Origin of the sequence: Corynebacterium nasorum (assembly GCF_032821635.1) — a bacterium.
GTDB classification, from domain to species: domain Bacteria; phylum Actinomycetota; class Actinomycetes; order Mycobacteriales; family Mycobacteriaceae; genus Corynebacterium; species Corynebacterium kefirresidentii.
Map to the genome: position 1 here is coordinate 68,534 of NZ_JAVBIE010000003.1, position 24,645 is coordinate 93,178.

At 57.2% G+C, this 24,645-nt stretch carries 19 protein-coding genes; 5 read left to right on the forward strand and 14 right to left on the reverse strand.

Features of this window, described 5'->3' with window-relative positions:
- Window positions 1-10 precede the first annotated feature (10 nt).
- Entirely contained in the window at window positions 11-793 is a 783-nt protein-coding gene (sugR, locus tag RAE07_RS03680; protein ID WP_023021379.1) for a transcriptional regulator SugR, read from the reverse strand.
- A gap of 355 nt (window positions 794-1,148) precedes the next feature.
- Complete coding sequence (gene lexA, locus RAE07_RS03685) at window positions 1,149-1,853, reverse strand: transcriptional repressor LexA (RefSeq protein WP_023021380.1); 705 nt, start codon at window positions 1,851-1,853, stop codon at window positions 1,149-1,151.
- A 725-nt stretch (window positions 1,854-2,578) separates the two neighbouring features.
- Here lexA and nrdR point away from each other — a divergent pair.
- A complete protein-coding gene (nrdR, locus tag RAE07_RS03690) occupies window positions 2,579-3,037 on the forward strand; it encodes a transcriptional regulator NrdR (protein ID WP_049361220.1) in 459 nt (152 codons plus the stop codon).
- Here the strand turns inward: nrdR and hrpA are convergent.
- Window positions 3,034-6,921 (reverse strand): ATP-dependent RNA helicase HrpA, encoded by a 3,888-nt coding sequence (gene hrpA, locus RAE07_RS03695; protein WP_317001380.1) that lies wholly within the window; start codon window positions 6,919-6,921, stop codon window positions 3,034-3,036. The two genes, nrdR and hrpA, sit on opposite strands and share 4 nt — an antisense overlap.
- Before the next feature lie 105 nt (window positions 6,922-7,026).
- On the opposite strand from hrpA, the gene RAE07_RS03700 reads away from it, so the two are divergent.
- Window positions 7,027-7,935, forward strand: a complete 909-nt coding sequence (locus tag RAE07_RS03700) for a hypothetical protein (RefSeq protein ID WP_316359946.1) — start codon at window positions 7,027-7,029, stop codon at window positions 7,933-7,935.
- A 71-nt stretch (window positions 7,936-8,006) separates the two neighbouring features.
- On the opposite strand, the gene RAE07_RS03705 is transcribed toward RAE07_RS03700, so the two are convergent.
- Window positions 8,007-8,951 (reverse strand): hydrogen peroxide-inducible genes activator, encoded by a 945-nt coding sequence (locus RAE07_RS03705; RefSeq protein WP_317001382.1) that lies wholly within the window; start codon window positions 8,949-8,951, stop codon window positions 8,007-8,009.
- A gap of 160 nt (window positions 8,952-9,111) precedes the next feature.
- On the opposite strand from RAE07_RS03705, the gene RAE07_RS03710 reads away from it, so the two are divergent.
- Window positions 9,112-9,705 (forward strand): peroxiredoxin, encoded by a 594-nt coding sequence (locus RAE07_RS03710; protein WP_023021385.1) that lies wholly within the window; start codon window positions 9,112-9,114, stop codon window positions 9,703-9,705.
- Between the two features lie 97 nt (window positions 9,706-9,802).
- Entirely contained in the window at window positions 9,803-10,327 is a 525-nt protein-coding gene (gene ahpD, locus RAE07_RS03715) for an alkylhydroperoxidase, AhpD family (protein WP_049361224.1), read from the forward strand.
- Between the two features lie 88 nt (window positions 10,328-10,415).
- Here the strand turns inward: ahpD and RAE07_RS03720 are convergent, their stop codons facing one another.
- Window positions 10,416-12,959: a DEAD/DEAH box helicase gene (locus RAE07_RS03720; RefSeq protein ID WP_317001384.1), complete on the reverse strand. Its 2,544-nt coding sequence runs from the start codon at window positions 12,957-12,959 to the stop codon at window positions 10,416-10,418.
- A 34-nt stretch (window positions 12,960-12,993) separates the two neighbouring features.
- Window positions 12,994-14,058, reverse strand: a complete 1,065-nt coding sequence (locus tag RAE07_RS03725) for a proteasome assembly chaperone family protein (RefSeq protein WP_284835388.1) — start codon at window positions 14,056-14,058, stop codon at window positions 12,994-12,996.
- Window positions 14,059-14,300: 242 nt separating this feature from the next.
- Here RAE07_RS03725 and RAE07_RS03730 point away from each other — a divergent pair, with 242 nt between their 5' ends.
- On the forward strand, window positions 14,301-15,401 hold the full coding sequence (locus tag RAE07_RS03730; protein WP_317001385.1) for a DUF4192 domain-containing protein: 1,101 nt from the start codon (window positions 14,301-14,303) through the stop codon (window positions 15,399-15,401).
- On the opposite strand, the gene galE is transcribed toward RAE07_RS03730, so the two are convergent.
- From galE to RAE07_RS03770, 8 genes are all read right to left on the reverse strand, one after another.
- Window positions 15,398-16,384 carry a UDP-glucose 4-epimerase GalE gene (gene galE / locus RAE07_RS03735; RefSeq protein ID WP_317001386.1) on the reverse strand — a complete coding sequence of 329 codons (987 nt, stop codon included), beginning with the start codon at window positions 16,382-16,384 and terminating at the stop codon, window positions 15,398-15,400. The two genes, RAE07_RS03730 and galE, sit on opposite strands and share 4 nt — an antisense overlap.
- 2 nt (window positions 16,385-16,386) lie before the next feature.
- Window positions 16,387-17,064, reverse strand: a complete 678-nt coding sequence (locus RAE07_RS03740) for a metal-dependent transcriptional regulator (RefSeq protein ID WP_239207617.1) — start codon at window positions 17,062-17,064, stop codon at window positions 16,387-16,389.
- A gap of 223 nt (window positions 17,065-17,287) precedes the next feature.
- Complete coding sequence (locus tag RAE07_RS03745) at window positions 17,288-18,301, reverse strand: sigma-70 family RNA polymerase sigma factor (protein WP_023021392.1); 1,014 nt, start codon at window positions 18,299-18,301, stop codon at window positions 17,288-17,290.
- 181 nt (window positions 18,302-18,482) lie between these two features.
- Window positions 18,483-19,274 carry a helix-turn-helix transcriptional regulator gene (locus RAE07_RS03750; RefSeq protein WP_023021393.1) on the reverse strand — a complete coding sequence of 264 codons (792 nt, stop codon included), beginning with the start codon at window positions 19,272-19,274 and terminating at the stop codon, window positions 18,483-18,485.
- Between the two features lie 146 nt (window positions 19,275-19,420).
- Complete coding sequence (locus RAE07_RS03755) at window positions 19,421-20,794, reverse strand: L-serine ammonia-lyase (RefSeq protein ID WP_284798483.1); 1,374 nt, start codon at window positions 20,792-20,794, stop codon at window positions 19,421-19,423.
- 46 nt (window positions 20,795-20,840) lie between these two features.
- Window positions 20,841-22,229, reverse strand: a complete 1,389-nt coding sequence (locus RAE07_RS03760; RefSeq protein WP_200288970.1) for an SLC5/6 family protein — start codon at window positions 22,227-22,229, stop codon at window positions 20,841-20,843.
- A gap of 356 nt (window positions 22,230-22,585) precedes the next feature.
- The gene (gene dtd / locus RAE07_RS03765; protein ID WP_200288971.1) at window positions 22,586-23,029 is read right to left on the reverse strand and encodes a D-aminoacyl-tRNA deacylase; all 444 of its coding nucleotides are present in this window, start codon (window positions 23,027-23,029) and stop codon (window positions 22,586-22,588) included.
- Window positions 23,030-23,072: 43 nt separating this feature from the next.
- Window positions 23,073-24,644 carry a DUF7782 domain-containing protein gene (locus tag RAE07_RS03770; protein ID WP_317001387.1) on the reverse strand — a complete coding sequence of 524 codons (1,572 nt, stop codon included), beginning with the start codon at window positions 24,642-24,644 and terminating at the stop codon, window positions 23,073-23,075.
- Window position 24,645: the final 1 nt, after the last annotated feature.

Below are 24,645 nucleotides of genomic sequence, written 5' to 3' on the forward strand. Positions count from 1 at the left end.
GGAGCGGGATTTATTCGCTGGCGAGTACGACTTCAATTTCGTGCTCGCGCAGCGCCTCCACAAAGGAATCGGGGGCTGCGGCGTCAGTGATGACGACATCGATATCAGCGGCGGGGGCGAAGCTTACCAAGTAGTCATTGCCCAGTTTGCTGGAATCGCACATCACTACGACCTTGTGGGCGTTGGTGACAAAGGCAGACTTGATGGCTGCTTCTTGGGGATCGGCCGTGGAAAGCCCGTGATCCAGGGTCAGGGCATTGGTTCCGATGAAGGCGACGTCGGCGCGCATGAGCGCTAGCGTGCGCAGGGCGGTGTCGCCGACGACAGCTTGGGTGATCGCGCGAACCGTGCCGCCAAGCAGCTGGACGTCCGGTACTCCGCTGCCTGCTAAGGACAAGGCGATGGGCAGACTATTGGAGACGATGTTGAACTGGCCTTGGGGGTATTGCTGTCCTATCAGCTCAGCAAATGCATTAATCGTAGTTCCCGCGTCGAGGAAAATGCTGCCGCCGCCGTGGGGAAGAAAATCCAGCGCAGCTCGGGCGATGGCGGCTTTCGCGCCGGAGGCGGAACGCTGCCGGGTGTCTAGGGTAAGTTCCGCAGTTTGAAAGGACTGGGATGCTACCGCGCCGCCATGCACGCGATGGACGACGCCCTCTCTATCCAGCACCGCTAGATCGCGTCGAATGGTTTCGGCCGTGACTTCGAAGCGCTCGGATAGCTCAGTGACGTTGACGCGACCTTCAACGGCGGTGAGAGACGCTATCTGGCGGCGCCGCTCTTCTGCGTACATTATTCCTCCTTGGAATTAAGCACACCGCGGGGAGTAGCGGGGGTAAAAATTCCCGGATTTTGTGGATAGGAAAGTCCCGCGATGTTGTTTTTCTTAGTCCATTGTCTCAAAAATCGGGAATAACCGGACTAAAGCAAAAATTTGCACAGCTATCGCCGTGCCGCGAAGTATGAAAATAGCTGGTCAAGACAAAAAGTGGGAAAGTGGGATTTTCGTCTCCTTTGCTGTCTGGGTCCAAAATGGCGCCAAAATGGGGGTGGCTGGCGGAGAAGCTATCTCAATGCTAAATGTGCGCAAATAAGCCCCGCACGGCCCGGGGTGGCCGTTGCGGGGCGGAGTGAAGCTGGGTGAGTGTTTAAAGTTTGCGGAACACGGATACAACCTTGCCCATAATTTCTGCATCATCGCCATTAATGGGTGAGTAAGCATCGTTGTGGGGAAGTAGCCATACGCCCGAGGAATCGCGGTGGAATTCCTTAACGGTGGCCTCGGAACCGTCCAGCAGCGCTGCGACAAATTCGCCTTCCTCAGCAACTGACTGGGAGCGAATAATCACCCAGTCACCGTCGAGAATCCCTGCATCCTTCATTGAATCGCCGACTACCTGCAGCATATATAGGTCGCCGCTGCCGACAACCTCGTCAGGCATGGGGAAGTACGTGTCGACGTTTTCCTCAGCGGTAATGGGTGCTCCCGCAGCGATGCGACCGACCACAGGAATATAAGACACAGCGCCTGCGTCCTCGGGAACCTGCTGTTCGGGCTTAGCGGGCTTGCGGCCAGGCTTCTTGGTGCCTTCGTCTGTGTTGAGGTGTCGAACATCTACGGCACGCGGCTTATTTGGGTCGCGCCGCAGAAATCCCTTTTCTTCCAATTGCTTCAGCTGATAGGCAACTGAGGATGTGGACTGCAGGCCTGCTGCATCGCCGATTTCGCGAATGCTTGGTGGGTAGCCACGCAGCATGACGGCGTCACTAATGACATTGAGGATTCGTCGTTGGCGGTCGGATAGGGATGCGTAATCGGTCTTCTCGGCGGACTTTTTTGGCTTGCGGCCCATTGCTGGCTCCTACGTAGGGTCGGGTGACTTCGTTGTCGGTCTATTAGTGGGCGGATTTAGAGTGCCACAAGTCATTTGTAGCACGAAAAGTACAGATGTTCGAGATTTGTGTCCACGGGTGGACAAGTATTCGAAGCGGTGCTATAAATCGAACGTACCAACTAAATCGAACATTATGGCGACTGTTTCAAATTAAGTGTCCAGTGGGATGCCTATGGTGAGTTCGGTCGTCGAAAGGAAAAACATGTCTCTACTTATTAATTCTCGAAATGACCTGGCAAAGCGTAATTCTGCAGACGCTCTAGTGGTTTCTCCCGCATCTGTATGGGATGTGGATCGATATGCTCCTCGCGCAGCGCGAGGGAGCGGTGATTCGCGGTATGTTCGAACTCTCCGCGTGGAAGATCGAACGACATATCGTTCGAATCGAGTGAAATCTGGCGGGGGCGACGGTCTTTCACAGAGAGCTCAACGTAGCGCGGTGAAGTCGAACACAGGTAACTACGTTTTAGGTGGCGTGTTTGGAATCGCGGTCTTTTTGGGCACGCTCCTAGGCGGATTGGGAGGGGCGGAAGGAAGTAGTGCACCGCAACCGCCGACCTCAGACATTCAACAGGTCGAGGCTGCTGTAGTGCATTAGTGAGGCGGTGGCCTTATGCTCGGTGGTTGGGCGGACTGCTGGGCGAGTAAACTACTGGGGTAACAACGTCAGTGAAAGGACCTCTGTGTATTGCCCCTTCTGCCATAATGAGCAATCCCGTGTCATTGACTCCCGCGTCGTCGATGCTGGAGCGTCGATTCGGCGCCGGCGTGAGTGTGCTTCGTGTAAGGGGCGTTTTACCACGGTCGAAAAGGCCGTGTTGTTGGTGGTCAAGCGGAACGGACTCGCGGAACCTTTTAGTCGAGATAAACTGATTCGCGGCGTACGGCGCGCCTGTCAGGGGCGAGATGTGGGTGACGATGCCCTGAAAAAACTGGCGCAAGAAGTGGAAGAAACCGTACGCGGGCATGGTTCCTCTCAGGTCAACGCGAATGAGATTGGCCTGGCCATCTTGGAACCGCTTCGCGATCTTGATGAGGTGGCCTATCTGCGTTTTGCCTCGGTCTACAAGTCCTTTGAAAGCGCTGATGATTTCGAATCTGAAATTCGTCTCATGCGAAGGCGCGACCGAGAGGATTTCTAGCGCAATTTGTCAACGGCCTTCTGGATGCGGCGGAGTGACACTGCGTGAGCGGTGCCGAGGCGTTGGGCGAATAGTGAAACGCGAAGTTCCTCCACCATCCAGCGAATGTCCTTGACTTCGCGCGTCTTTTCGCGGCCAGGTGGTAGGCTGCGCAGCCGGTTGGCGAGGTAGGCCTTGGCGTTATCTACCTCGGCCTGGCGGTCTGCGTCACGGTCAGGGTCAAGGTTCATGTCCTCCAAGCGAATGCGCATGGCTTGGATATAGCGTGGTAGATGACGCAGGTGGGACATGCCATGGATTGTGATGGCATTACGGGGTAGGAGGAACTCCAATTGCTCGCGCATGTCATCGATGGCCGCACCGTCCCAGTGGGCGAGTTCGGCTCGCAGGTTGGAATACTCGGCGAGTCCTGGGGCGATAGCCACCACCGCTTGACGCACACGGCCCGGAACCTGGGGCTTGATGGTGTCTTTGAGCTTCTGGAAAGCGGAAGGAGTGCGGACGGGTCCGCCGGCCTCTAGCATCAGGTCGCGTATGGCAGCGACGCGGGCGTCGTTGACCAGGCCATCGGCACCGCCGTGGGGATAGGAATCGACGGCGACGCGTTGTTGCAGCGGCAGGCCCTTGACCATTTGTGCAGTATTGACCGCAATGTCGCGCATAAGCAGGGTAAGGGTGGTGGTAACCATAGCGGCATCGGCTGCGGCCTTGGTGGGATGTACCTTGAGTTCAACGCCGTCCTTTGTGGCGACGAGGGCGGGGTAAGCCGTGACTTCGTGGCCGTCGACGTTGGTGGTAACCGTGTCATCGATGGCACCTAGAGTATCGTCGGTCCACTCGCTGACAGCGGTGGACTCAGCGGTGCGAGAGACACGGGACACAGAGGATTTGATATGCCCGGACTGGCGGCGGATAAGCGCTGCGAGGTCGCGGTCGGAGTCGACGATCTTGCCGCGCTTGTCGATGGCCCCGTAGTTCATCCTCAGGTGCATCGGCAGCTTGCCGGGCTGGAAATCGGTGGCGTTGATGCCTTGGCCGCCGAGTTCATGGAGGACGTCGGCAAGCTGCTGGGTGATGGTGCCTTCATAAGGGACGAGGCGGTCGATGGCGCGCTCAGCGAATTCGGGCGCTGGAACAACAGTGCGGCGCAGGGCCTTGGGCAGGCTGCGGATGAGTTCGGTTACGAGCTCGAGACGCAGGCCAGGGACGAGCCAATCGAAGCCTTCGGTATCTAAGCCGGCGAGCATGGGGATGGGCACCATCACGGTAACGCCATCGAGTGGATCGCCGGGTTCAAATTTATAGGTTAGTTCGTAGTCGATGGAACCCTTTCTCCAGTGGTCGGGGAAGGAGTCTTCGGTGACCTCGTGGGAGTCATCGATGAGCTTTGTCGGATCAAAATCCAGCAATTCAGGGTTGCGACGGCGTTCTTTTTTCCACCACGAGTCGAAATGACGGCCGGTTGTTACCTTTGCTGGGATGCGCTGGTCATAAAAGTCGAAGAGGGTGTCTTCGTCTACGATGAGGCCGCGGCGGCGGGCTTTTTCTTCGTATGCGGCGGCGTCGTCAAGCGCTTGGGCATTGGTTTTGAAGAAGGCGTGGTGGGTATTCCAGTCGCCGGCAACGAGCGCGTTGCGGATGAACATATCGCGCGCGGCGGTGGGATCGACGCGGTGGTAGGGCACGGTGCGGTCGGCCACAATGGGTACACCGTAGAGTGTGGACTTCTGGTGAGCGATGGCGGCGGCGCGTTTGCGGGACCAGGTGGGCTCGGAATAGTTGTGCTTGAGCAGGTCTGCGCCCAGCTTTTCTACCCAGGCAGGATCGATGGCGGCGACGTCGCGCGCCCAGAGGCGGGAAGTTTCCACCAGCTCGGCGGCCATGAGGAACTCCGGCGGCTTTTTGGCCAAGGCGGAGCCAGGAAATACCAGGAACCGGGTGTTGCGCGCGCCTTGGAATTCTTTGGAGTTGCCATCGCGGGCGCCGATATTGGATAGCAAGCCTGACAGGAGTGACATGTGGATATCATCGGCGCGGCGCTCGGTACCTTCCTGGTATGTCCAGCCCAGCTGCTTGGCGACGTCCTTGAGCTGGCGTACCAGGTCAAACCACTCGCGAATGCGCATGTAATGGAGAAACTCCTGCTTCATGCGTTTGCGGAATTTATTGCCGGATTGCTCGTTGCGGGTTTGTTTAATGTAATCCCAGAGCTTAAGCATGGACAAGAAATCCGAGGACTTGTCCTTGAAGCGGGCGTGGGCTTGGTCGGCCTGGGCCTGGAAATCAAGGGGGCGTTCGCGAACGTCCTGGATGGTCATGGCCGCGACGATGACCATGACATCATCCAGGCATCCGTTGGTATTGGCCTCAATGAGCATGCGTGCCATACGCGGATCTAGCGGGATGCGCGCTAGGTCGCGGCCAGTAGCGGTCAGCGTGGGCTTATCCTGCTTGTCGTGGAGAGCGCCGAGCTCGTGCAGGAGGTTAAGGCCATCGCGGATGGCCTTGTGCTCGGGCGGTTGGATGAACGGGAATTGTTCGATGTCGCCTAGCTTGAGCGAGACCATCTGCAAGATGACGCTGGCGAGGTTGGTGCGCAGAATTTCTGGGTCGGTGAATTCGGAGCGGCTTTCAAAGTCCTGTTCGCTATAGAGGCGAATGGCGATGCCATCGGCAACGCGGCCGCAGCGGCCGGAGCGCTGGTTGGCGGAGGCCTGCGAGATAGGCTCGATAGGCAGGCGCTGGACTTTGGTGCGCGTGGAATAGCGCGAGATACGGGCGGTGCCGGTATCAACCACATAGCGGATGCCGGGCACAGTAAGCGAGGTTTCTGCAATATTCGTGGCCAGCACGATGCGGCGGCCACGGTGTTCGCTGAAAACGCGATGCTGTTCTTGATTAGATAAGCGGCCAAAGAGGGGAGTGACCTCGACGTTTTTCCACTTCTTGCCTTCGATGGCCTCCATGGCATCGCGGATATCGCGTTCGCCAGGGAAGAAGCAAAGGATATCGCCGTCGCCTTCGTGCATCAGCTCTTCGATTGCCTCGGTCAAACCGTCGAGCGGGTCTTGGTCCACCACCTTTCCGCCGGCCTCGAACTCGAGGGGCCGGTAACGGATTTCTACCGGGTAGGTGCGGCCGGAGACCTCGATAATGGGGGCAGGGTTTCCGTCGGCGTCGGCAAAATGGGCAGCGAAGCTTTCCGGATCGATGGTTGCGGAGGTAATGATGACCTTGAGATCGGGGCGCTTGGGCAAAAGACGCTTGAGATAGCCCAATAAAAAGTCGATGTTGAGGGAGCGCTCGTGGGCCTCATCGATGATGATGGTGTCGTACTTGTTGAGGAAGCGGTCACGCTGCATCTCGGCGAGTAGGATGCCATCGGTCATGAGTTTCACCGCGGTGGTCTCAGAGACGCGATCATCAAAGCGGATGGCGTAGCCGACGGATTCGCCAATCTTTTGGTCCAGTTCTGAGGCGATGCGTTCGGCCACGGTGCGTGCTGCAATGCGGCGTGGCTGGGTATGTCCGATTAGTCCGCGGCGGCCGCGGCCCAGATCAAGACAGATTTTTGGGATCTGGGTGGTCTTACCGGAGCCGGTCTCGCCGGCAATGATGACTACCTGGTTATCCCGGATGGCCTCGGCAATGTCGTCTCTACGGGCTGTGACGGGGAGGGCGTCGGGGTAGGTGATGGTGGGGACGGCGGCGTCGGTAAGCGCGACGCGCTCAGCCGCAGCGTGGATTTCAGCGCCGATTTCTTGGAGCGCTTTCGGGGCACGGGCCTTTTTCAGGCGGCGGCGGAAGGAGCGGGCTTCGGCCAAGGTGACATTTTCGAGTGCGGCGAAAAGCTCGTCGCGGGAAGGGGTTTCATTCATAGTCATGACTAGGCACAGATTTTACCTGCCCGCCTGAAATGAGGAAAAGTTGTTAAAGTGAAAATACTTATCCATGCACTGATTCGCATTCCTTAAGGAGGAACCCCGGTTATGACGAACCCGTATTCGGGTGGAAATGATGATTTTCCGCGCTACGAACCGACCGATCACCCCGAGGACCGACCAAACTACGGACAGCTTCCGTCCTATGGCGGAAGCCATGAAGAAAATACCCAAGGCTATATGGGCTACCAAGCAGGCCAGCGGCCGTTTACCGGTAAGGCCTCCGCAATAGATGCGGTTTCTTGGGCTTTTAGGACTGTCTTTGGCAATTGGAAGCTGTGGATTCTAGGAGCACTAGCGCTTTTTGTTCTAAGTATCGTTTTTGTAGCCGTTGCAGGCGGCATCAATGCCGCGAGTTACTCCGGTACGGGTGATCCAACCGCGGGTTCTTGGGTTTCTCAGCTCATCTCGACTGTCCTAAGCCTTGTATTGTCGCTGGTAATTATGCGTCTGGCGCTTTTCCAGATTGATGATTCTCGCACCGGCTGGGGCTATCTGTTTAAGAACGTACGCTGGTGGCAGCCGCTGGTCATCATGCTCGTCATCGGGGCGGTGGCGAGCCTCATTGCATTCGCTGCAGTAGGTGGAACTGTCTATGGGTTGCTTAACGACGCCGAGAATATGACGGAGGACGAAGCAGTTGCGGCAGTATTAAGCGTCATGGGCATCATGGGCGTGCTTTTGCTCATTAGCTTCTTTATCCAACCATTCTTCTCGCTGATGCAATGGTTCGCGGCCGACGGCGATAGCGTTGGTGACGCCGTGAAGAAGGGCTTTCAGGCAGGTAAGAATAACTACGGTCAAATGTTGCTACTGGCAATTTTGAACTTTTTCATCATCATCGGTGGATTCTTGCTTCTGGGTATCGGCCTCATCGTGGCTTATCCGGTTACGTTCTTGGCGCAGGCACATTTGTTCCGCCAGTGTGCTGGGCGCAATACGCTCCCGCAGGCATAGCTCGATAAAGACAAAGGCCACCGTTTCCTACGTGGAACGGTGGCCTTTGGTGTGTTGTGTGCAGCGCCGCGTTACTTGCGGGAGCGCTCAACCGCCTGGTTATAGGCAGAAGTGATGAGCTTGCCGAGTTCAGTGAATTCTTCACTACGGGCCGCGGAGGAGCGGAAGACGAGGCCGACTTCGCGTTCGGCGGTGACATCGGAGGCGAAGTGAGCTATGGCTACATCCTTACCGTGGCATTCGGTGGCTAGGGCCGATTCTGGGACGAGGGTGCAACCCAAGCCGCCCATGACCAGCTGCATGATGGTAGTAAGAGAAGAGGCGCGAGTGACGGAGTTGGTGGCCTCGGCCGGGTTGACGTCGGCATGGCGGCAGAGATCGACGATTTGGTCGCGCAAGCAGTGGCCGTCGTCAAGCAGCAGCAAATCTAGGTCCTTGAGCTCGGAAAGCTGGACGTCCTCGCGGCCGGCGATGGGGTGATCGGGAGGGCAAACGATGGAGAATTTTTCCGTGTATAGCGGGCTGTCGACCATGCCGGTGGTTTCGGACGGAATGGCCATGATGGCGAGATCCAAGTTGCCGTTGCGCAGGCGGGTGATGAGGTGCTGGGTTTGCTCTTCTACAAAACGCGGCTCGAGATCCGGGTAGACCTCGGCGAGCATGGAGAGTAAGTCAGGCAGGATATATGGCGCAATTGTGGGGATAACGCCGATGGTGAGCGGGCCTGCGAGGGTGCCGTTGGCACCGCGTGCGTGGGCCAGGAAAGTATCGGCTGCTTCAAGCGTTGCCTTGGCGTAGGGGAGGAGGGTCTCACCAGCCGAGGTGACGATGACCTTGCGGGTGGAGCGCTCAATAAGCTGCAGGCCCAAGCCCTGCTCGAGGGCAACGAGGCCCTGGGAGAGGGAGGGCTGGGAAATTTCGAGCTTGGCGGCTGCGGTACCAAAGTGCTTGTTTTCCGCAACGGTGACGAAGGTACGCAGCTGAGCAAGTGTAGGGCGATACTCTTTATTATGCATGCCTATCACTCTAACACTCACCTATAGGATTTGCTATTGACGCGAGCCGAAAAGATGGTATAACTGATCGTGTTGGGCCGGACACGGTCCGGCCCCGCTGCTTGTACGCCAAGCGGCAGGAAACTTAGAGGAAAAGCCTTTGCTAAAGGAGTTGAAGACTATGCCTATTTTGACCGTCGGCGAGAAGTTCCCAGAGTTCAACCTCACTGCCCTGACCGGTGGCGATCTGCACGACGTCAACGCTAACCAGCCGGAGGACTACTTCGAGCAGGTATCCCTGGACAAGTACGAGGGCAAGTGGAAGGTCGTCTTCTTCTACCCGAAGGACTTCACCTTCGTCTGCCCGACCGAGATCGCTGCCTTTGGCAAGCTGGACGAGGAGTTCCAGGACCGCGATACCCAGATCCTCGGCGGCTCCACCGATAACGAGTTCGCTCACTTCAACTGGCGCGCAACCCACCCGGAGCTGAAGGAAGTTCCATTCCCAATGTTCTCTGACGTGCGCCACGACCTCATCCGCGCACTGGGCGTAGAAAACGCTGATGGTGTTGCTGACCGCGCTACCTTCATCATCGACCCGGATGGTGTTATCCAGTTCGTCTCCGTTACCCCGGATGCTGTCGGCCGAAACGTAGACGAGGTTCTGCGCGTGCTCGACGCTCTGCAGTCCGAAGAGGTCTGCGCTTGCAACTGGGAGAAGAACGACCCCACCAAGAACATCAACAAGATGGACGTCGTTCAGTCCGCGCTCTAAATCTCACTGAGATGCAGGTTAACCCCGCTTTCGTGGCGGGGTTTCCTTTTAAATCCAGTGCAGTAAATTCCTATCAAAACCTAAAAGGAGAAAAGCTATGTCTATTGATAATCTGAAGTCTGCACTGCCGGAGTACGCCAAGGACCAGAAGCTCAACCTCGGTGCGCTGACCCGTTCCAAGGACTTGGACGAAGAGCAGCTGTGGGGCTGCCTGCTGGCATCGGCCGCAGCAACCCGCAATGACACCGTGCTGGCAGAAATCGCTGAGGAAGCAAAAGAGCACCTCTCCGAGGAGGCTATCGAAGCAGCCTACGGCGCAGCCACCGTCATGGCGATGAATAACGTTGCTTACCGCGCCAAGGGCTGGTTGGGCGATGACTACGCACAGGTAAAGTTTGGCCTGCGCATGAACATCATCTCCAAGCCAGGCGTGGACAAGGCCAACTTCGAGCTGTGGAATACCGCAGTCTCCGCCATCAATGGCTGCGAGCACTGCCTGGGTGCTCACGCTCACGAGCTCAACGAGGCTGGTCTGAGCAAGGAGCAGGTCTGGGAGGCCGTCAAGGTCGCTGCCGTGGTTCAGGCTGTGGCACAGGCTGTCCAGATTGAGGCCGCACGCTAAAATAGCCGGCCTTTAGCCGCCCTCGCGCTTGCCGACGTCCCCCTCACTCGGGGCGTGGCAGCTAGGGCGGCTTTGTCGTTTTGGCTGGCTAGTACTCCACGCGCAGGTCCGACAGTCGGACTTCGCCAGCCTCATCGGAGGCATCGAGATCTACCGTAGCGACGAACTGGTAGGCGTGGTCGCCGTCTGGGTCCTTGATGATCTGGCGCACGGACCACGCACGCGAGTCAGTATCGCCTAGGCGGAAAAACTCCGGGCCGCGGGCCTCGGGGCCGGAATCGATGTCATCATACTCATCGAAGTAATCATCTAGGATAGCGCCGAAGCCCGGCACCTCGTCCAGGTAATCGAGCAGCTCCGCCAAGCGGTCTTCTTTTTCTAGCGCGAAAAGCTGCACCAAACGGAACATGTAATTGCGCACCATAATGGTAAAGGCGCGGCGATTGGCCGTAAGAGCGGTGGGGTCCTCCACGCCGAAGGCAAGCTCGCGGTCCACGGTGTCTTGGTCGATGGGGGAGTCTTCGCCGGCCATCTGCGCCCATTCGTCGACAAGCGAGGAATCCACCTGGCGGATAAGCTCACCCAGCCAGATGACGATGTCCTCGAGCTCCGGGGTGTTGTACTCATCGGGGATGGATTGTTTGAGGGTACGCCAGGCATCGGTCAAGTAACGCAAAATCACGCCCTCGGAGCGGGCCAAGCCGTAGGTGGCGACCAAATCCGAGAAGGTCATTGCATTCTCGAGCATGTCGCGCACCACGGACTTGGGTCGCAGCTCAAACTCCTTGACCCACGCATTGCTCTCAGCGAAAGTGTCGTAGGCCTGCTCCAATAGCTCCTCGAGCGGCTTCGGCCAGGTGATATCCTCCACGATATTCATGCGGTCGGTGTAGTCCACCCCGTCCGCCTTCAGCGCGGCAATTTCCTCACCACGGCGCTGTTTCTGCTGGGCGATGAGCACCTGGCGCGGGTCATCCAGGATGGACTCGAATACGGAAATAACGTCCAAGTTATAGTTTTCCGCCTCCGGATCCAGCAGTGAGAGCGCGGCTAGGGCGAATGGTCCCAGCGGTTGGTTAAGCGCGAAATCGCGGGGGAGTTCTCGCACTAAATGATAGGGTCGGCCGTAGATATCCAAGCCCTTGGTGGATTTTTGCACTACGCCAGAATCCACCAGCCCGCGGAAAAGGTCGAGGGCTGTGAGAATGTCCTTATTCTGCTTGCTGCGATTATCGTGATTGTCCCGCAGCAGATGGCGCATGTGTTCATAGCCATTGCCATGCCGCGCCAATACATTAAGCAGCATCGAGTTAGAGACGCGGAATTGAGACGTCAGCTGCTCAGGCTCAGCCTCAGTAAGGCGCGCAAAGGTCTTTTCGGACCACGAAACCTCGCCCTCTCGAGCGGACTTTTTCTTTAGCTTCTTCAAGCGTTTGGGGTCATCACCGATGCGGCGGCGTTCCTTAGCGTTTTCGATTTCATGCTCGGGGGCCTCAACCACCACGGTGCCCTCGGTGTCATAGCCGGCGCGGCCGGCGCGGCCGGCAATCTGGTGGAATTCGCGCGACTTGAGGATGCGTTGGCGCTGTCCATCGAACTTAGCCAGCCCCGTCATCAGTACGGTACGGATGGGCACGTTAATGCCCACCCCCAGGGTATCGGTGCCGCAAATGACCTTAAGCAGGCCCTTTTGTGCCAGGCGCTCTACTAAACGGCGGTATTTGGGCAGCATGCCCGCGTGGTGGATGCCGATGCCCTTGCGCAGCAGCTTGGATAAATCCTTGCCAAAGGCAGTGGTGAAGCGGAAGCCGCCGATTTCTTGGGCAATGGCCTCTTTTTCTTCTTTGGTGATTATCCCCGAAAGCGAGGTGAGCGCCTGGGCGCGCTCGGCCGCTTCACGCTGCGAGAAGTGCACCACGTAGATGGGTGCCTTCTTATCGGCCAAGAGCTCCTCGATGGTCTCGTGCACCGCGCTAAAGACATAGGAAAAATCTAGCGGCACGGGGCGCGTAGTACCGGCAACCAGGTCGGTAGCGCGGCCGGTACGACGGCTAAGGTCTTCTTCCAACCATGTGGTATCGCCCAGGGTGGCGGACATAAGCAAGAACTGCGCGTTGGACAATTCCAGCAGCGGCACCTGCCAGGCCCAGCCGCGGTCCGGTTCGGAGTAGTAGTGGAACTCGTCCATCACCACCTGGTCGATATTGGCCTCGGCGCCATCGCGAAGCGCAATATTAGCCACAATCTCAGCCGTAGCGGCGATGATGGGGGCATTGCCGTTGACGGTGGCGTCACCAGTCATCATGCCCACATTTTCCGCGCCAAAGATATCGCAGAGAGCAAAGAACTTCTCACTTACTAGAGCCTTGATGGGCGCCGTATAAAAACTGCGCTGGCCACGGGCCAAGGCGATAAAGTGTGCGGCATTGGCCACCATGGACTTTCCGGAGCCAGTCGGGGTAGCGAGGATGACATTATCGCCGGCCAAGATCCCCAGCGAGGCCTCCTCCTGCGCTGGATACAAATTAATGCCCCGGCCGGTGGTCCACGAGGTAAAGGTATCCCAGATCGCCTCATCTACGAGGGACTCGGGCACTTCCGATAAATCTGGCAGCAGCTGAGATAAGTTCACCCCCACCACCTTAGCGGTGATGAGGGTGGGTTAGTTAGATATCGTCACCTAAGTCGCCATCGCCCTGAGCGGAATCTGAATCATCCGTGCCGTTATCGGCTTGAGGGCCCTCGCCATCGGCGGAATCTTCGCGGTCATCTATGTCAGAGTTAATGATCTGCTGGCTTTCTTCCTTATCCAAAGAAGCCAAGAAGGCTTGGAACTCCTCGCTGATTTCCTCGCCGGTAGGCACAGCTTCCTCGCCGGGCATGATAGCCTGCGGGTGTTCCTTGCGGTAGCGCTCCATATAGGCGTCATACTGCTGCTCGAGTTGCTGAACCACGCTTTCTATCTCATCCGAGCCACCAACTTGTTCTTCCAGTTGGTTTTCTACGCGGGAAATATCAGCCTCGATGCTGCCCAAAGGAATATTGAGGTGCGCGGCCCGAGCTACCGAATCCAATAACTGGAACGTGGCTTGCGGGTAGGGCGAAGCCGCAAGATAATGCGGCACGTGGACGGTATATCCGGCTACGGTGCGCTGCTTATCCGCCAGTGCTTTTTCCAGATACAGTGCAGCAGAGCCTGGGACCATCATGGTGGAATCCATCGACAACATATGCTCAGTCAGACGGGAGGAAGTGCCATGCGCCGTGACCACCGTGGGGCGGGTGTGCGGAACCGGCATAGGTGCTGCATAGAGCATGATGGTGTCATTGATATTGAACTTTTCCACCAGCTTGACCACAGCAGTGGTAAAAGCCTCCCAGCGCATGTCGGGCTCTGGGCCAGACAGTAGTAGGAAGGTTTTGCCGGAATTATCGCGCAGGACCTTGATACCCAGGTCCATCGATTCAATTTCTAGCGCCCGATCCTTATCGATGGTGACGGCTGGCCGGCGCGAGCGGTAATCAATCAGCTCATCAGAGTTAAACGAGGCCAGTTGGCGGCCTTCCAAAGCTGCCTTCAAATGGTCCGCACTAGCCTCGATGGCCTGGCCGGCGTCTGCATAGCCGTGCATGGCAACAATCATGGTGGGGCCTTGTCCGTCACCGGAATCATCCCTAATCACCGGGGCTGGATACTCCAGCTCATACATGCGGCGATCTTCTTCGTGCATGTTGTGTTACCTCCTTGCTTTCTTACCTACCCCAACGCCGCAGGCGGGCTCAGTATTCCCGCGCGCACTGGGAGGTTAAATAACTGATTGTGCCCCAAATCGCCGCACATTGCCAGCGCAATCCCGGGCGGGGTGTGGACAAGCCGCCTGCCGACGCCCCCTCACCCCGCCTATCCCCAGATTCTTACCACTTCTCGATGCTTGTCCTATACATGGTTGCGCGCGTGGCTGAAGCTGGGGCCATGAACATCTCAACACCAACTCAGCCCATTCGTACGCCCGGCGATATCCTCGCCAATATCCCAGGAATTCTCGGATTCTTCCCCTCCGAATCAGTCATCCTCATCTCCATCCAGCCCAGCCCACGCGGATACAGTATGGGGCCGGTAGCCCGCCTCAATCTGAACGATGTCCCTGCCGCCTTGCAAGAAGTGATGGATGCATTTCACTGCGGCAACCCCGAAAGCATCTTTGGTTTCGTTCTCTCTCAACGCCAAGAAGAAGATTTATGGGATATCTTGCACTCCCTCTACCGCTTTCAGGATCGCTCTGGTGTGGGCATTGACGCTTGCTGGCTGGCCGAAGAGCTATCTACTGATACCGCCTACGACCTCATTTTTGGCCACGCGTCCGAGGACGGCGAGGGCCCGCTGCAGAATTGGATGGAAGGAACCATTCCCGCCATATCGACGAGCCACTCCATGCGTGCGTGCGTGAATAATGGCATGCTTCCTGAACTCAGCCGCAATGATTTGGTTCAGCGTTTTAAGGACCACAACCCATACTTTGGGAAAAAAGAAATTAGCGCAATGGAGCGATGCTGCAGAGAAATCGCCCGCCAACTGCGCGCCGGGCGCGGTTACCAAACTTCAGATCCAGTGCAGGTGGTCAAGCGCCTTATCGCTGATGTCCGCTTCGTGCTCAGTGAGGTGGAATCGCTGGAGGAGACTTTGGAAAATGAGGAATTGCTGTGTGCAGCAGCCATGTGGATGTCTACCACGTGGACCCGTGACCTAGTCATCACAGAGCTGGTGTCTGCGCCGTGGGAAGCAGGGGACCTCCTCCTAGCGGTGGCACGTACATTCCAGGGGTCCATCCGCTATAACGCCCTAGCCTTATACGCAGCTAGCCAGGTATCCCATGAATTCGGAATTTATGCGGGTCCGGCGCTTTCTGTACTAGTAGAAGAGGCGCCCCATCATAATTTGGGGCGCCTCATAGCGCAGGGGTATCGCAGCGGCATGGGAAGGCGGTTGGTCACGAGCCTCTGCCATGGCTGTGAGTTAGCCCGCGAAGCGGCGGGGCTTGGCGCTGATGCCCCGCAAAGTAGCTTCGGAGGCTAGGCCCGCTTCGCTGAATGTGCCTTATCACCTAGTTGGCGGGTGAAATTCCATGCATCGGTAACGATCGTTTCCAGATCCGTGCGGGTGGGGTTCCATCCGAGCTCCCGCTTGATCTTCTCTGAGGAAGCGATGAGGGTGGCGGGGTCGCCTGCGCGGCGCGGAGCCACCTCAGCAGGAATGTCGTGGCCGGTGACCTTGCGGCACATCTCAATGACCTGCTTGACGGAGTAGCCATCACCAGAACCCAGGTTGTAAATGCGGTGACTACCAGATTCATTGGATTCGAGAGCAAGCACATGGGCATCGGCCAGATCACGGATATGGATATAGTCACGCACTGGGGTGCCGTCTGCGGTATCCCAGTCATCACCGAACATGAAGATCTTATCGCGGTGGCCCAAGGCCACCTGCAACACGATGGGGATGAGGTGGGTTTCTACCTCGCGGTTCTCACCGATGTTTCCGTAGGCTCCAGCCACATTGAAGTAGCGCAGGGAGGTCGCCCCCAATCCATAGGCGTGGGCGAAAGAGGTGATCATGTAGTCGATGGCAAGCTTGGTTGCACCATAGGGATTGGTGGGCTGGGTTGGCATATCCTCTGTAATCGGCACTTGGTCCGGCTCACCGTAGGTTGCAGCGGTGGAGGAGAAGACGAGATTTTTGACCTCGTTATCCCGCATGGCATTGAGCAGCGTCAGGGTAGTAACGACATTGTGCTGCCAATACTCATCGGGCTTTTCCACGGATTCGCCCACCAACGAGCGCGCCGCGAAGTGGATGACACCCGCGAAACCACCTTCTCCCAGGACCTCGGCGGCCTTATCCGCCACGTCGCCCTCGACGACGCGGGCTGTTTCTGGAACGGCTTCGCGGTTTCCGGTGGAGAAATTGTCAATGATGGTTACATCATGGCCTTGTTCGACCAATACAGCGGCGCACACGCTGCCGACATAGCCGGCGCCACCGGTGACAAGAAGTTTCATGGTTATACCTCCACGCGCACTGCGTGCGCCAAGTCGTCGGAAAGCACGACGCTGCCGCCATCCGGTGTCGACAACGTAATCGTGCCGCTGTTATTGACTACCGATACCTTTGCTCCCACGCGGATTCCGGCAGCGGTGAGTTCCTGGAAGGTGCCATCATCAACCTGCAAAATCTCATTGACCTGGATGACGGTGGCGGAGACCTCATCACCATTGGGGAGATCGACTGCGCGGGTGCCCTGGTCCGGCTGCGGAGCATCGAAGCCCAGTGCAGACAGCGCCGGGATAGGGTTGCCGAATGGTGACCGGGTTGGATCATCGAGAACCGCGACCATGCGTTTTTCTACTTCTTCGCTCATCACATGCTCCCAACGGCAGGCCTCGTCGTGAACTTTTGCGATGTCGAGCCCGAGGACGTCGGTAAGCAAACGCTCTGCCAAACGGTGCTTGCGCATGACTGCGGTAGCCAGGTCGCGGCCCTTGTCCGTGAGATCCAAACTGCGGTCGGTACGCACGTGCAAAAGGCCGTCGCGTTCCATGCGAGCTACAGTTTGAGAAACCGTAGGCCCAGACTGCTCCAAACGCTCCGCGATGCGGGCGCGAAGGGGAGTAATACCTTCTTCCTCTAGCTCGTAGATGGTGCGTAGATACATCTCCGTTGTATCAACTAGGTCCCTCACGTGGGCATACCTTTCTGTGTGAATACAGTTTCGCGGCTAATCTCCCGACCAAGGACGGGAAAGCGCTTTCTAGACTCTGCAGTCCAGATTAGCCTACCTAAGCCCTTGCTCGCCGCGTCGAACTAAGCCGCTGCCTTTCTAACGCCAAACCCCGAGCCCGTGGCAGTATTGTGCCGAATGGACTCGGGGAGGGGGACTGGGCGCGGAGCGCTGCCAGCCCAGATTAAAGAGCGTACTCGCGCAGGCGATCGGCGCGGTTGCCATCGCGCAGCTTTGCCATAACTTCGCGCTCAATTTGGCGTACACGTTCGCGCGAAAGACCGAAGCGGCGGCCAATCTGATCCAAGGTGCGCGGAACACCATCATCGAGGCCGTAGCGCAGGCGAATTACGTCCTGCTCGCGCTTTTCCAAGGTGTCAATCACTCCGCGAATATCGGAATGACGCATGGAGGCTACGACCGCGGTTTCTGCATCGGTAGCTTCGGCGTCTTCAATGAAGTCACCCAAAGGAGCTTCTTCATCGGTACCTACCGGCATATCGAGAGAGACTGGGTCGCGTGACTGACGCAGCAGCATCTCAATCTTGTTTTCGTCAATGCCTGATTCTTCCGAAAGCTCTTCATTGGTAGCTTCACGGCCCAGGGATTGATACATCTCGCGCTTAATGCGGGACAGCTTGTTGACCTGTTCTACCAAGTGGACTGGGAGGCGAATGGTGCGAGACTGGTCAGCCATGCCGCGGGTAATTGCCTGGCGGATCCACCACGTGGCATAGGTGGAGAATTTAAAGCCCTTGGCGTAATCGAACTTTTCCATCGCGCGGATGAGGCCGAGGTTTCCCTCTTGGATGAGATCCAGCAATGGCATACCGCGGCCGGTGTAGCGCTTTGCAAGCGAAACCACGAGGCGCAGATTGGCTTCAAGCAGGTGGGAGCGTGCCTTTTTGCCTTCGCGGGCGAGGATTTTAAGATCACGCTTTTCTGCACGGGTGAGCTTTTCAGCGTTATTGAGCTTGTACTCCGCGTACAGTCCAACTTCGATGGCCTGAGCGAGTTCTACCTCATCTTCCGCGCTGAGCAGTGCGGTCTTGCCAATGCCGTTGAGATAAACACGAACGAGGTCGGCAGAGGGGTTGTCGTTGGTTTGGTTGCGGCGAGATCCGCGATCTACTTCCTGTTCTTCATTAGTAGTGGCAGCTGAAGCGCCCTTGGCGGTGGTGGCAGATGTCTTCGTCATAGTGAAGCCTCCTGAATTTGTCGCCGGTTTCACAAAGTACAACGGAGTCTTTAGAGATTTAGTTCCCAATGTGGAAAGAATTGATAAAACGCGGCGTTCCCCGTGGTACGACTCCACCTTTTCGGGGGAGATGTGCCACGGAGAACGCCGCGCTCTGCGATGGGGCAGGTACGTAGAAGTACTATCCGCGTACCTGTACGAGATAGCGGTAGATGGTGGGTTCGGAAACACCTAGCCGCTCTGCTGCTGCGGCAATTCCTCCCTTAAGAAGGAAGAATCCTGCATCCTCCAAATCTGAGACCACCTCGAGGCGCTCCTCGCGCTGCATGCGAGGGGCAGGGGTGTTTTGGTTAGAAATGGCGGAATCCAACATCGAGTCCAGAAGGTGTTCCACGTTGGAACGCAAAGACTCGCTGACTCCTTCCTTGTCCGCTTCTTCCTCTACCGGTTCCTTATCTGGAACTGGGTCTGGTACTGCAACGGGGCGGTTGGGTAGCTCAGTTTCACCTGGGTAGCCGCCGAAAGCCTTTGACTTATCGAATGCGGGATCATCGGCCTTGCCGATGAGTGCTGCGGCCGCATCGCGAATGTGTACCAATTCGGATACATCAACATTGATGCACAGCATGCCGCGCATATGCCCGGAGTCGTCTCGGATGAAGTAGCTAGAGGAGCGGCAAATCTTGCCTTCCGCATTGACGGCGCGGTAGCCGGTCATCATGGGGATTGCTGCGGCATCGCCCTGTTTCATAAACCATAGAGCGAAGTCGGTCACCGGGCCGCCAAGTTGCCGGCCGGAGATGTGCCCATTGGCGATGGCCATGATGGATTTATCGGGAACGTCGAGATCGTGGAGCACGATTTCGGTGTTGGGGCCCATTGCCTTACCGAGGAATTCGACGAGGGGAATATACTGCTCGAGGAAGTTTTCTTCGGAGGCACTGCCGCTAGGAAAATTCATTAGCTGAAGCATGTCCTTTAATTCCTGTCAGGTTATAGCGAAGGTACCACACGGAAGCGACTCGGTGGAAGAAAGGGAATAGTCCGAAGAAAGCCGGGTGAACACTAGCGGCTTAGCGCTGTGCTCACCCGGCTCATCGCTTCATTACAGGGTGGTCTTTATCCACACACCGGGACTGGTGGGTGAACTGCTAGGGCCAGACCACCTTGTGAGGTCTCCCTGTACTTGGCATTCATATCCTTACCAGTCTTGTACATGGTCCAGATGACTTCGTCCAAAGAAACACACGGCTTGCTCTCACGCTCTAACGCCATGCGAGCACTGGTGATGGAGTCGACCGCAGCAACGGCGTTACGCTCAATGCAGGGTACCTGAACCTGTCCGAGGACTGGGTCACAGGTCAAGCCAAGCTTGTGTTCCATGCCAATCTCAGCTGCGATGCATACCTGCTCTGGGGTAGCGCCCATGAGCTGAGCGAGTCCGCCGGCAGCCATGGAGCACGCCACACCAACTTCACCCTGGCAGCCGACCTCAGCGCCAGAGATGGAAGCGTTCATCTTGTACAGGGAAGCAATCTGGTTGCAGGCGAAGATGTAGTCAGCGAACATCTCCGTGGTAACTGGCTCGACAAACTTGTCGTAGTAAGCCAGGACTGCGGGGACGACACCACAGGCGCCGTTCGTAGGAGCGGTAACAACGCGGCCGCAGGCTGCATTCTCTTCGGAGATAGCCAGTGCAAACATGTTTACCCAGCTGAGGATGTTCAAACCATCGTGCGGTTCGGACTGCTCAAGACGACGCTTAAGGGCAGCCGCGCGACGCGGAACGAGCAGGGAACCAGGCAGCGGACCATCGGTGGAGGAACCACGCTTGATGCCGGTGTACATGACATCGCGAACCTTGCGCAGGTGCTCATTGACCTCCTCTTCAGAGCGCAGTGCCAATTCGTTGGCCAAGCCCAGCTCGGGGAGGGTCATATCGTTCTTTTCACACAGTTCGAGCATTTCTGCAGCGCTGGCATATGGGAAGGGGATATCAACCTTGACGTCCTGCCGCTTTGCAAAGTCTTCCTGCTTGACGATGAAACCGCCGCCGACCGAGTAGTAGGTCTTGTGCAGGATGTCCTCTTCGCCGGCGAAGGCGATAAGACACATACCATTTTCGTGCATCGGGAGGTATTCGTCGTGGAAGAAGAAGCCGCCGTCCTTGGGGAATTCTACCTCGTGGGTGCCGCCCAGCATGAGCTTCTCGCTGCTGCGGACGTTCTTCATGAATTCGGAGATGCCGTCGATATCAACGGTCTCTGGCTCTTCACCGGCCAAGCCGAGGAGGATGGCCTTGTCGGTGGAGTGGCCGATACCCGTGAGGGAAAGGGAACCGTAGACATTTGCCTGCACTCGAGTGACCTTGTCAAAGAGGTCTTTTTCCTTGAGCTCGTCTACGAAAGCCTTGCCGGCCTTCATTGGCCCTAGGGTGTGTGAGCTTGAGGGGCCGATACCAATCTTGAACATATCGAAGATGCTGATGAACATTGTTCTTTCCTTGAATCCTCTGCGAATTTCTCGTCTACGGCGGTGCTTAGAAGGCGTGGACGATGGAGTAGATGATGGTTGCTAGGGCGACGAGGCCCATGAAGAAGACGAAGTAGTTGGAAGCCTTGCCCTTGTAGCGCTGGAGAGCAGGAACCTTGTGGATAGCGACCATCGGGATGATGAAGAGCATGATGGCAATCGTTGGACCACACAGGGTTTCAATCATGCCCAGGATGGACGGGTCAGCCCAAGCGACAAGCCAAGCGGTAACCAGCATGAAGATGAGGGTGATGGTGTCGAGCTTGTGAGCAGACTGTGCGTCATCCTTGCTTGCGTTCTTGCTGCCCTTGACGATGAGGCCCTCGAAGCCTTCGGCTGCGCCGAGGTAGTGGCCAAGGAAGGACTTAGCAACTGCAATCATGGCGATGATAGGAGCAATCCACTGGATAAGTGGGGTATCGAAGTGGTTGGCCAGGTAGGACAAGATGGTGATGTTTTGTGCCTTAGCTTCTGCCATATCAGCCGGGGAGAGGCTCAGGGCGCAGGAGAAGACGAAGAACATAACCACGACGACCATGAGGATCTCAGCGCGGAGCAGGGTCTTGCGGGACTTGGCTTCTGCGAACTTGCCGTAGGTCTGGCGGCGGTCAACGGCGAAGGAAGAAATCATCGGGGAGTGGTTGAAGGAGAAGACCATAACCGGAACCAAGAGCATCAGGGTAACGCCCATGCCGTGACCAGAGGCTTCGCGAGCAACGTTCAGGTCAAAGGAATCGAAGAGTGCGGTGTTCCACTTCGGGATGAGGTAAAGGGAAAGGAGAACCAGGATGCCGATGAACGGGTATACCAGGTAGGACATGACGTGAACCACGACGTCCTTGCCCATGCGGACAATCAAGATGAGTCCACCAACGAGCAAGAGAGAGGTTAGCCAGCGGTGCGGCGGGGTAACGCCGAGCTGGTGCTCCAGGAAAGAGTTGACCGTGTTGGTGATGGTGACTGAGTAAACCAGCAGGATGGGGTAGACCGACAGGAAGTACAGGATGTTCATGAGAACACCGGCCTTCTTGCCAAAGTGCTCTTCGACGACGTCCGTGAGGTCACCGTCTGGCTTGGAGCTGGACAGTACCAAGCGGGTCATTCCGCGGTGAGCCCAGTAGGTCATAGGCAGTGCTACGACCGTCATGATGAGCAGCGGGATGATACCGCCGATACCGGCGTTGATGGGGAGGAAGAGGACACCGGCGCCGATGGCGGTGCCGAACAGGGAGAGCATCCATACGGTGTCTTCCTTATTCCACTTCGGTGCGCCCTTCTGGCCATCGAAGGGGGTGTCGATGCCAGGAGCCGGTGCGGCTGTCTTGGGGGTTTCGGGCATTTCTGCCCTGTTTTCTGGGTGCTGGGCTGAATTGCGCCGCTTGAGTGAGTGGGACATTTTCTTTCCTACATCTAGTTGGTCGGCCGAAGCGTTTGGGCTTCTGCAACCGTGACTGAGAAAAAAATTCTCATTCAACTTTGCGTTAGTAGGACCTTGAGAAAAGTTCTCTCATCCTGCTTGTCCAGCCCTTTTGCTTCGCTGTGCCTTCAGTATAGAACAGAAACTTGCAGGATGATAATAAATTATTGCACTACAGGTAGGGCATTTATCACTCTCGAAAAATTTGCAATCTGCCATTCTTTATGGCTTGTTCCATATAATTTCACCGAGAGTGGCACCAGTCACAAGTGCTCTAATGAAAGTCCTGCTTAATACGTTTTGAGGATCGTTGGGGCGGGAGAAGGGCGCGCAAATTACGTCTCAACTAAAACGGTGAAAGGGCCTTCATTTACAGAAGAGACGCGCATTTTAGCCCCGAATTGGCCTGTTTCTACTGACACGCCGCGTTCCTTGAGGTGGTTGATAATCGTTGAAACAACCGGCTCAGCTTCCGGACCTGGCGCGGCATCCGCCCATGAAGGGCGTCGCCCCTTGGCAGTGCGACCATACAAAGTAAATTGGCTCACTACTAGTACCGGAGCTGCGGCATCGAGCACCGAGACCTCGCCGTCAAGAATGCGCAGTTCTGCAATTTTGCGCGCCATTTTCTCTGCTCGAGGCTGCCAATCATCCATATCCTCGCGCGAGACGCCGACGAGCGCGAGAAGACCGCCGGTATCGGGACAATCAATGGCCCCGACGGTCTCTCCATCGACGGTTACTGTGGCCTCTGAAACTCGAGTCAAAACTGCGCGCACCGCTTACTTCTCCTTATCTATCCAGTGGGTTGAAAATGCGGTATCAGCTAAGGTTCGTTGAACCGGTGTCCAAGAGGAGATCTGCTGGGATAAGCAGACCGTGGCGGACCATATCGATGACTGCAGGGAGGGCAGCGGCGGTGAGTTCTTCCTCATCGAATCCGTGCGCCGCCGCATACAGCCCAATTGTCTCTTCTAGGTTCAGACCCTGTGGGTTGAGACCAGCGACAATTGCGGCAATGTGTTCATCTACCTCGTGGCTCCAACGCGGGCCGTCTGTGCGGGTTAGGCGCAAGGCGGCGCGGGTGAATCCCTGTCCCAAATCTTCATCTGGGGTGCTGATATCTTCGCGTGCCAAGCCGGGCCTTACTTGGAAGTGCTTTCCCTGCAGTTCTCCCGGCACAAGATCGCGCAGCCACGCCACACGGGCAAAGTATTCTTCCACTTCGGGGCCAAGCGGATCGCTGAAGGCCTGCGGCATTTCTTCGGCCAAGATATCTGCAGGCTCATCGTCACCGATGCGTTGAATAGCTACGAAACCAAAACCAATGCCGTTTACTTCGTGTTCCTGGAAATGTTCGAGCCAGGCGCGAGAGCGCTCTTGCCCCTCAGGGGAGCGAATATCGAGGGATTCATCTTCGAGCCAGGTGGACACATAAAGTGCGGGATCGGCAACGTCGCGCTGAATGACCCAGGCGGCGATCCCTTTATCCGGCAACCAGGAAGCAACGCGTTGCTGCCATGTTTCGCCACTGGTGTGTACCCATGCAGCCAGAAGGTGAGCGGTTCCGCCGGGCGTCAGGTGATCGGTGGCTTGAGAGACAACCAATTCACTGGCTCCGTCGAGGTTTAATCCGGAATCGCGGTAGACGTGGCCCACTTCGGGAAGGCCTACAACAAAAGGCGGGTTAGCTACTAGACGGTCAAAGCGGCGACCAGCTACGGGCTCAAACCATGACCCAGGGAGCAATTCCACTTTGTCGCCCTCACCAGCGGCCGCGATGGTGGCCGTGGCCAAATCCAAGGCACGCTCATGCACATCGGTCGCGGTGATTTTTTCTGCGCATTCGATTTGCCCCAGCAATTGAACACCCGAGCCGGTGCCCAGATCGAGAACGCTGCTGACTGGACTTACTGGCGTGGACTGCAGCAAAGAGAGACTCGCCGCGCCTACTCCCAGCACATGGTCAGGGCCGGGTACGTGATCCACGAGGGAGGCATCGACGTCGGAGAAGATGAGCCGGTTAGCGCCCACGATGGTGTGGGGGCGGATGTCGAGGGCAATGTAGGCCATGCCGTGGGCGTCGGCAAGCGCAACCTTGGCATCCAGCAACTGGGTAGCCAGGCGCGCTCCTACGGCCTCACCCAAAAGCGTGGCAGGCAGGTGCTCGTGCAGGAGGAAAAAGCGGATCAACAAGTCCATCTGAGATTCGCTGTGCGCGGCTAGCGAAACAGGTGCCGGCTCGCCGCGGAATAGGGCTTCAGTAACCTCCGGCCCTAGGTACCCGGCCACGCCATCGGTAGTAAAACCGGCGGCGGTAAAGACGTCGGAAAGCTCAGGGGCCAGCTTGGCTAGCGCGGGGGCATCAAAGTCGGGGCCAAAAGCGGTCGTCATG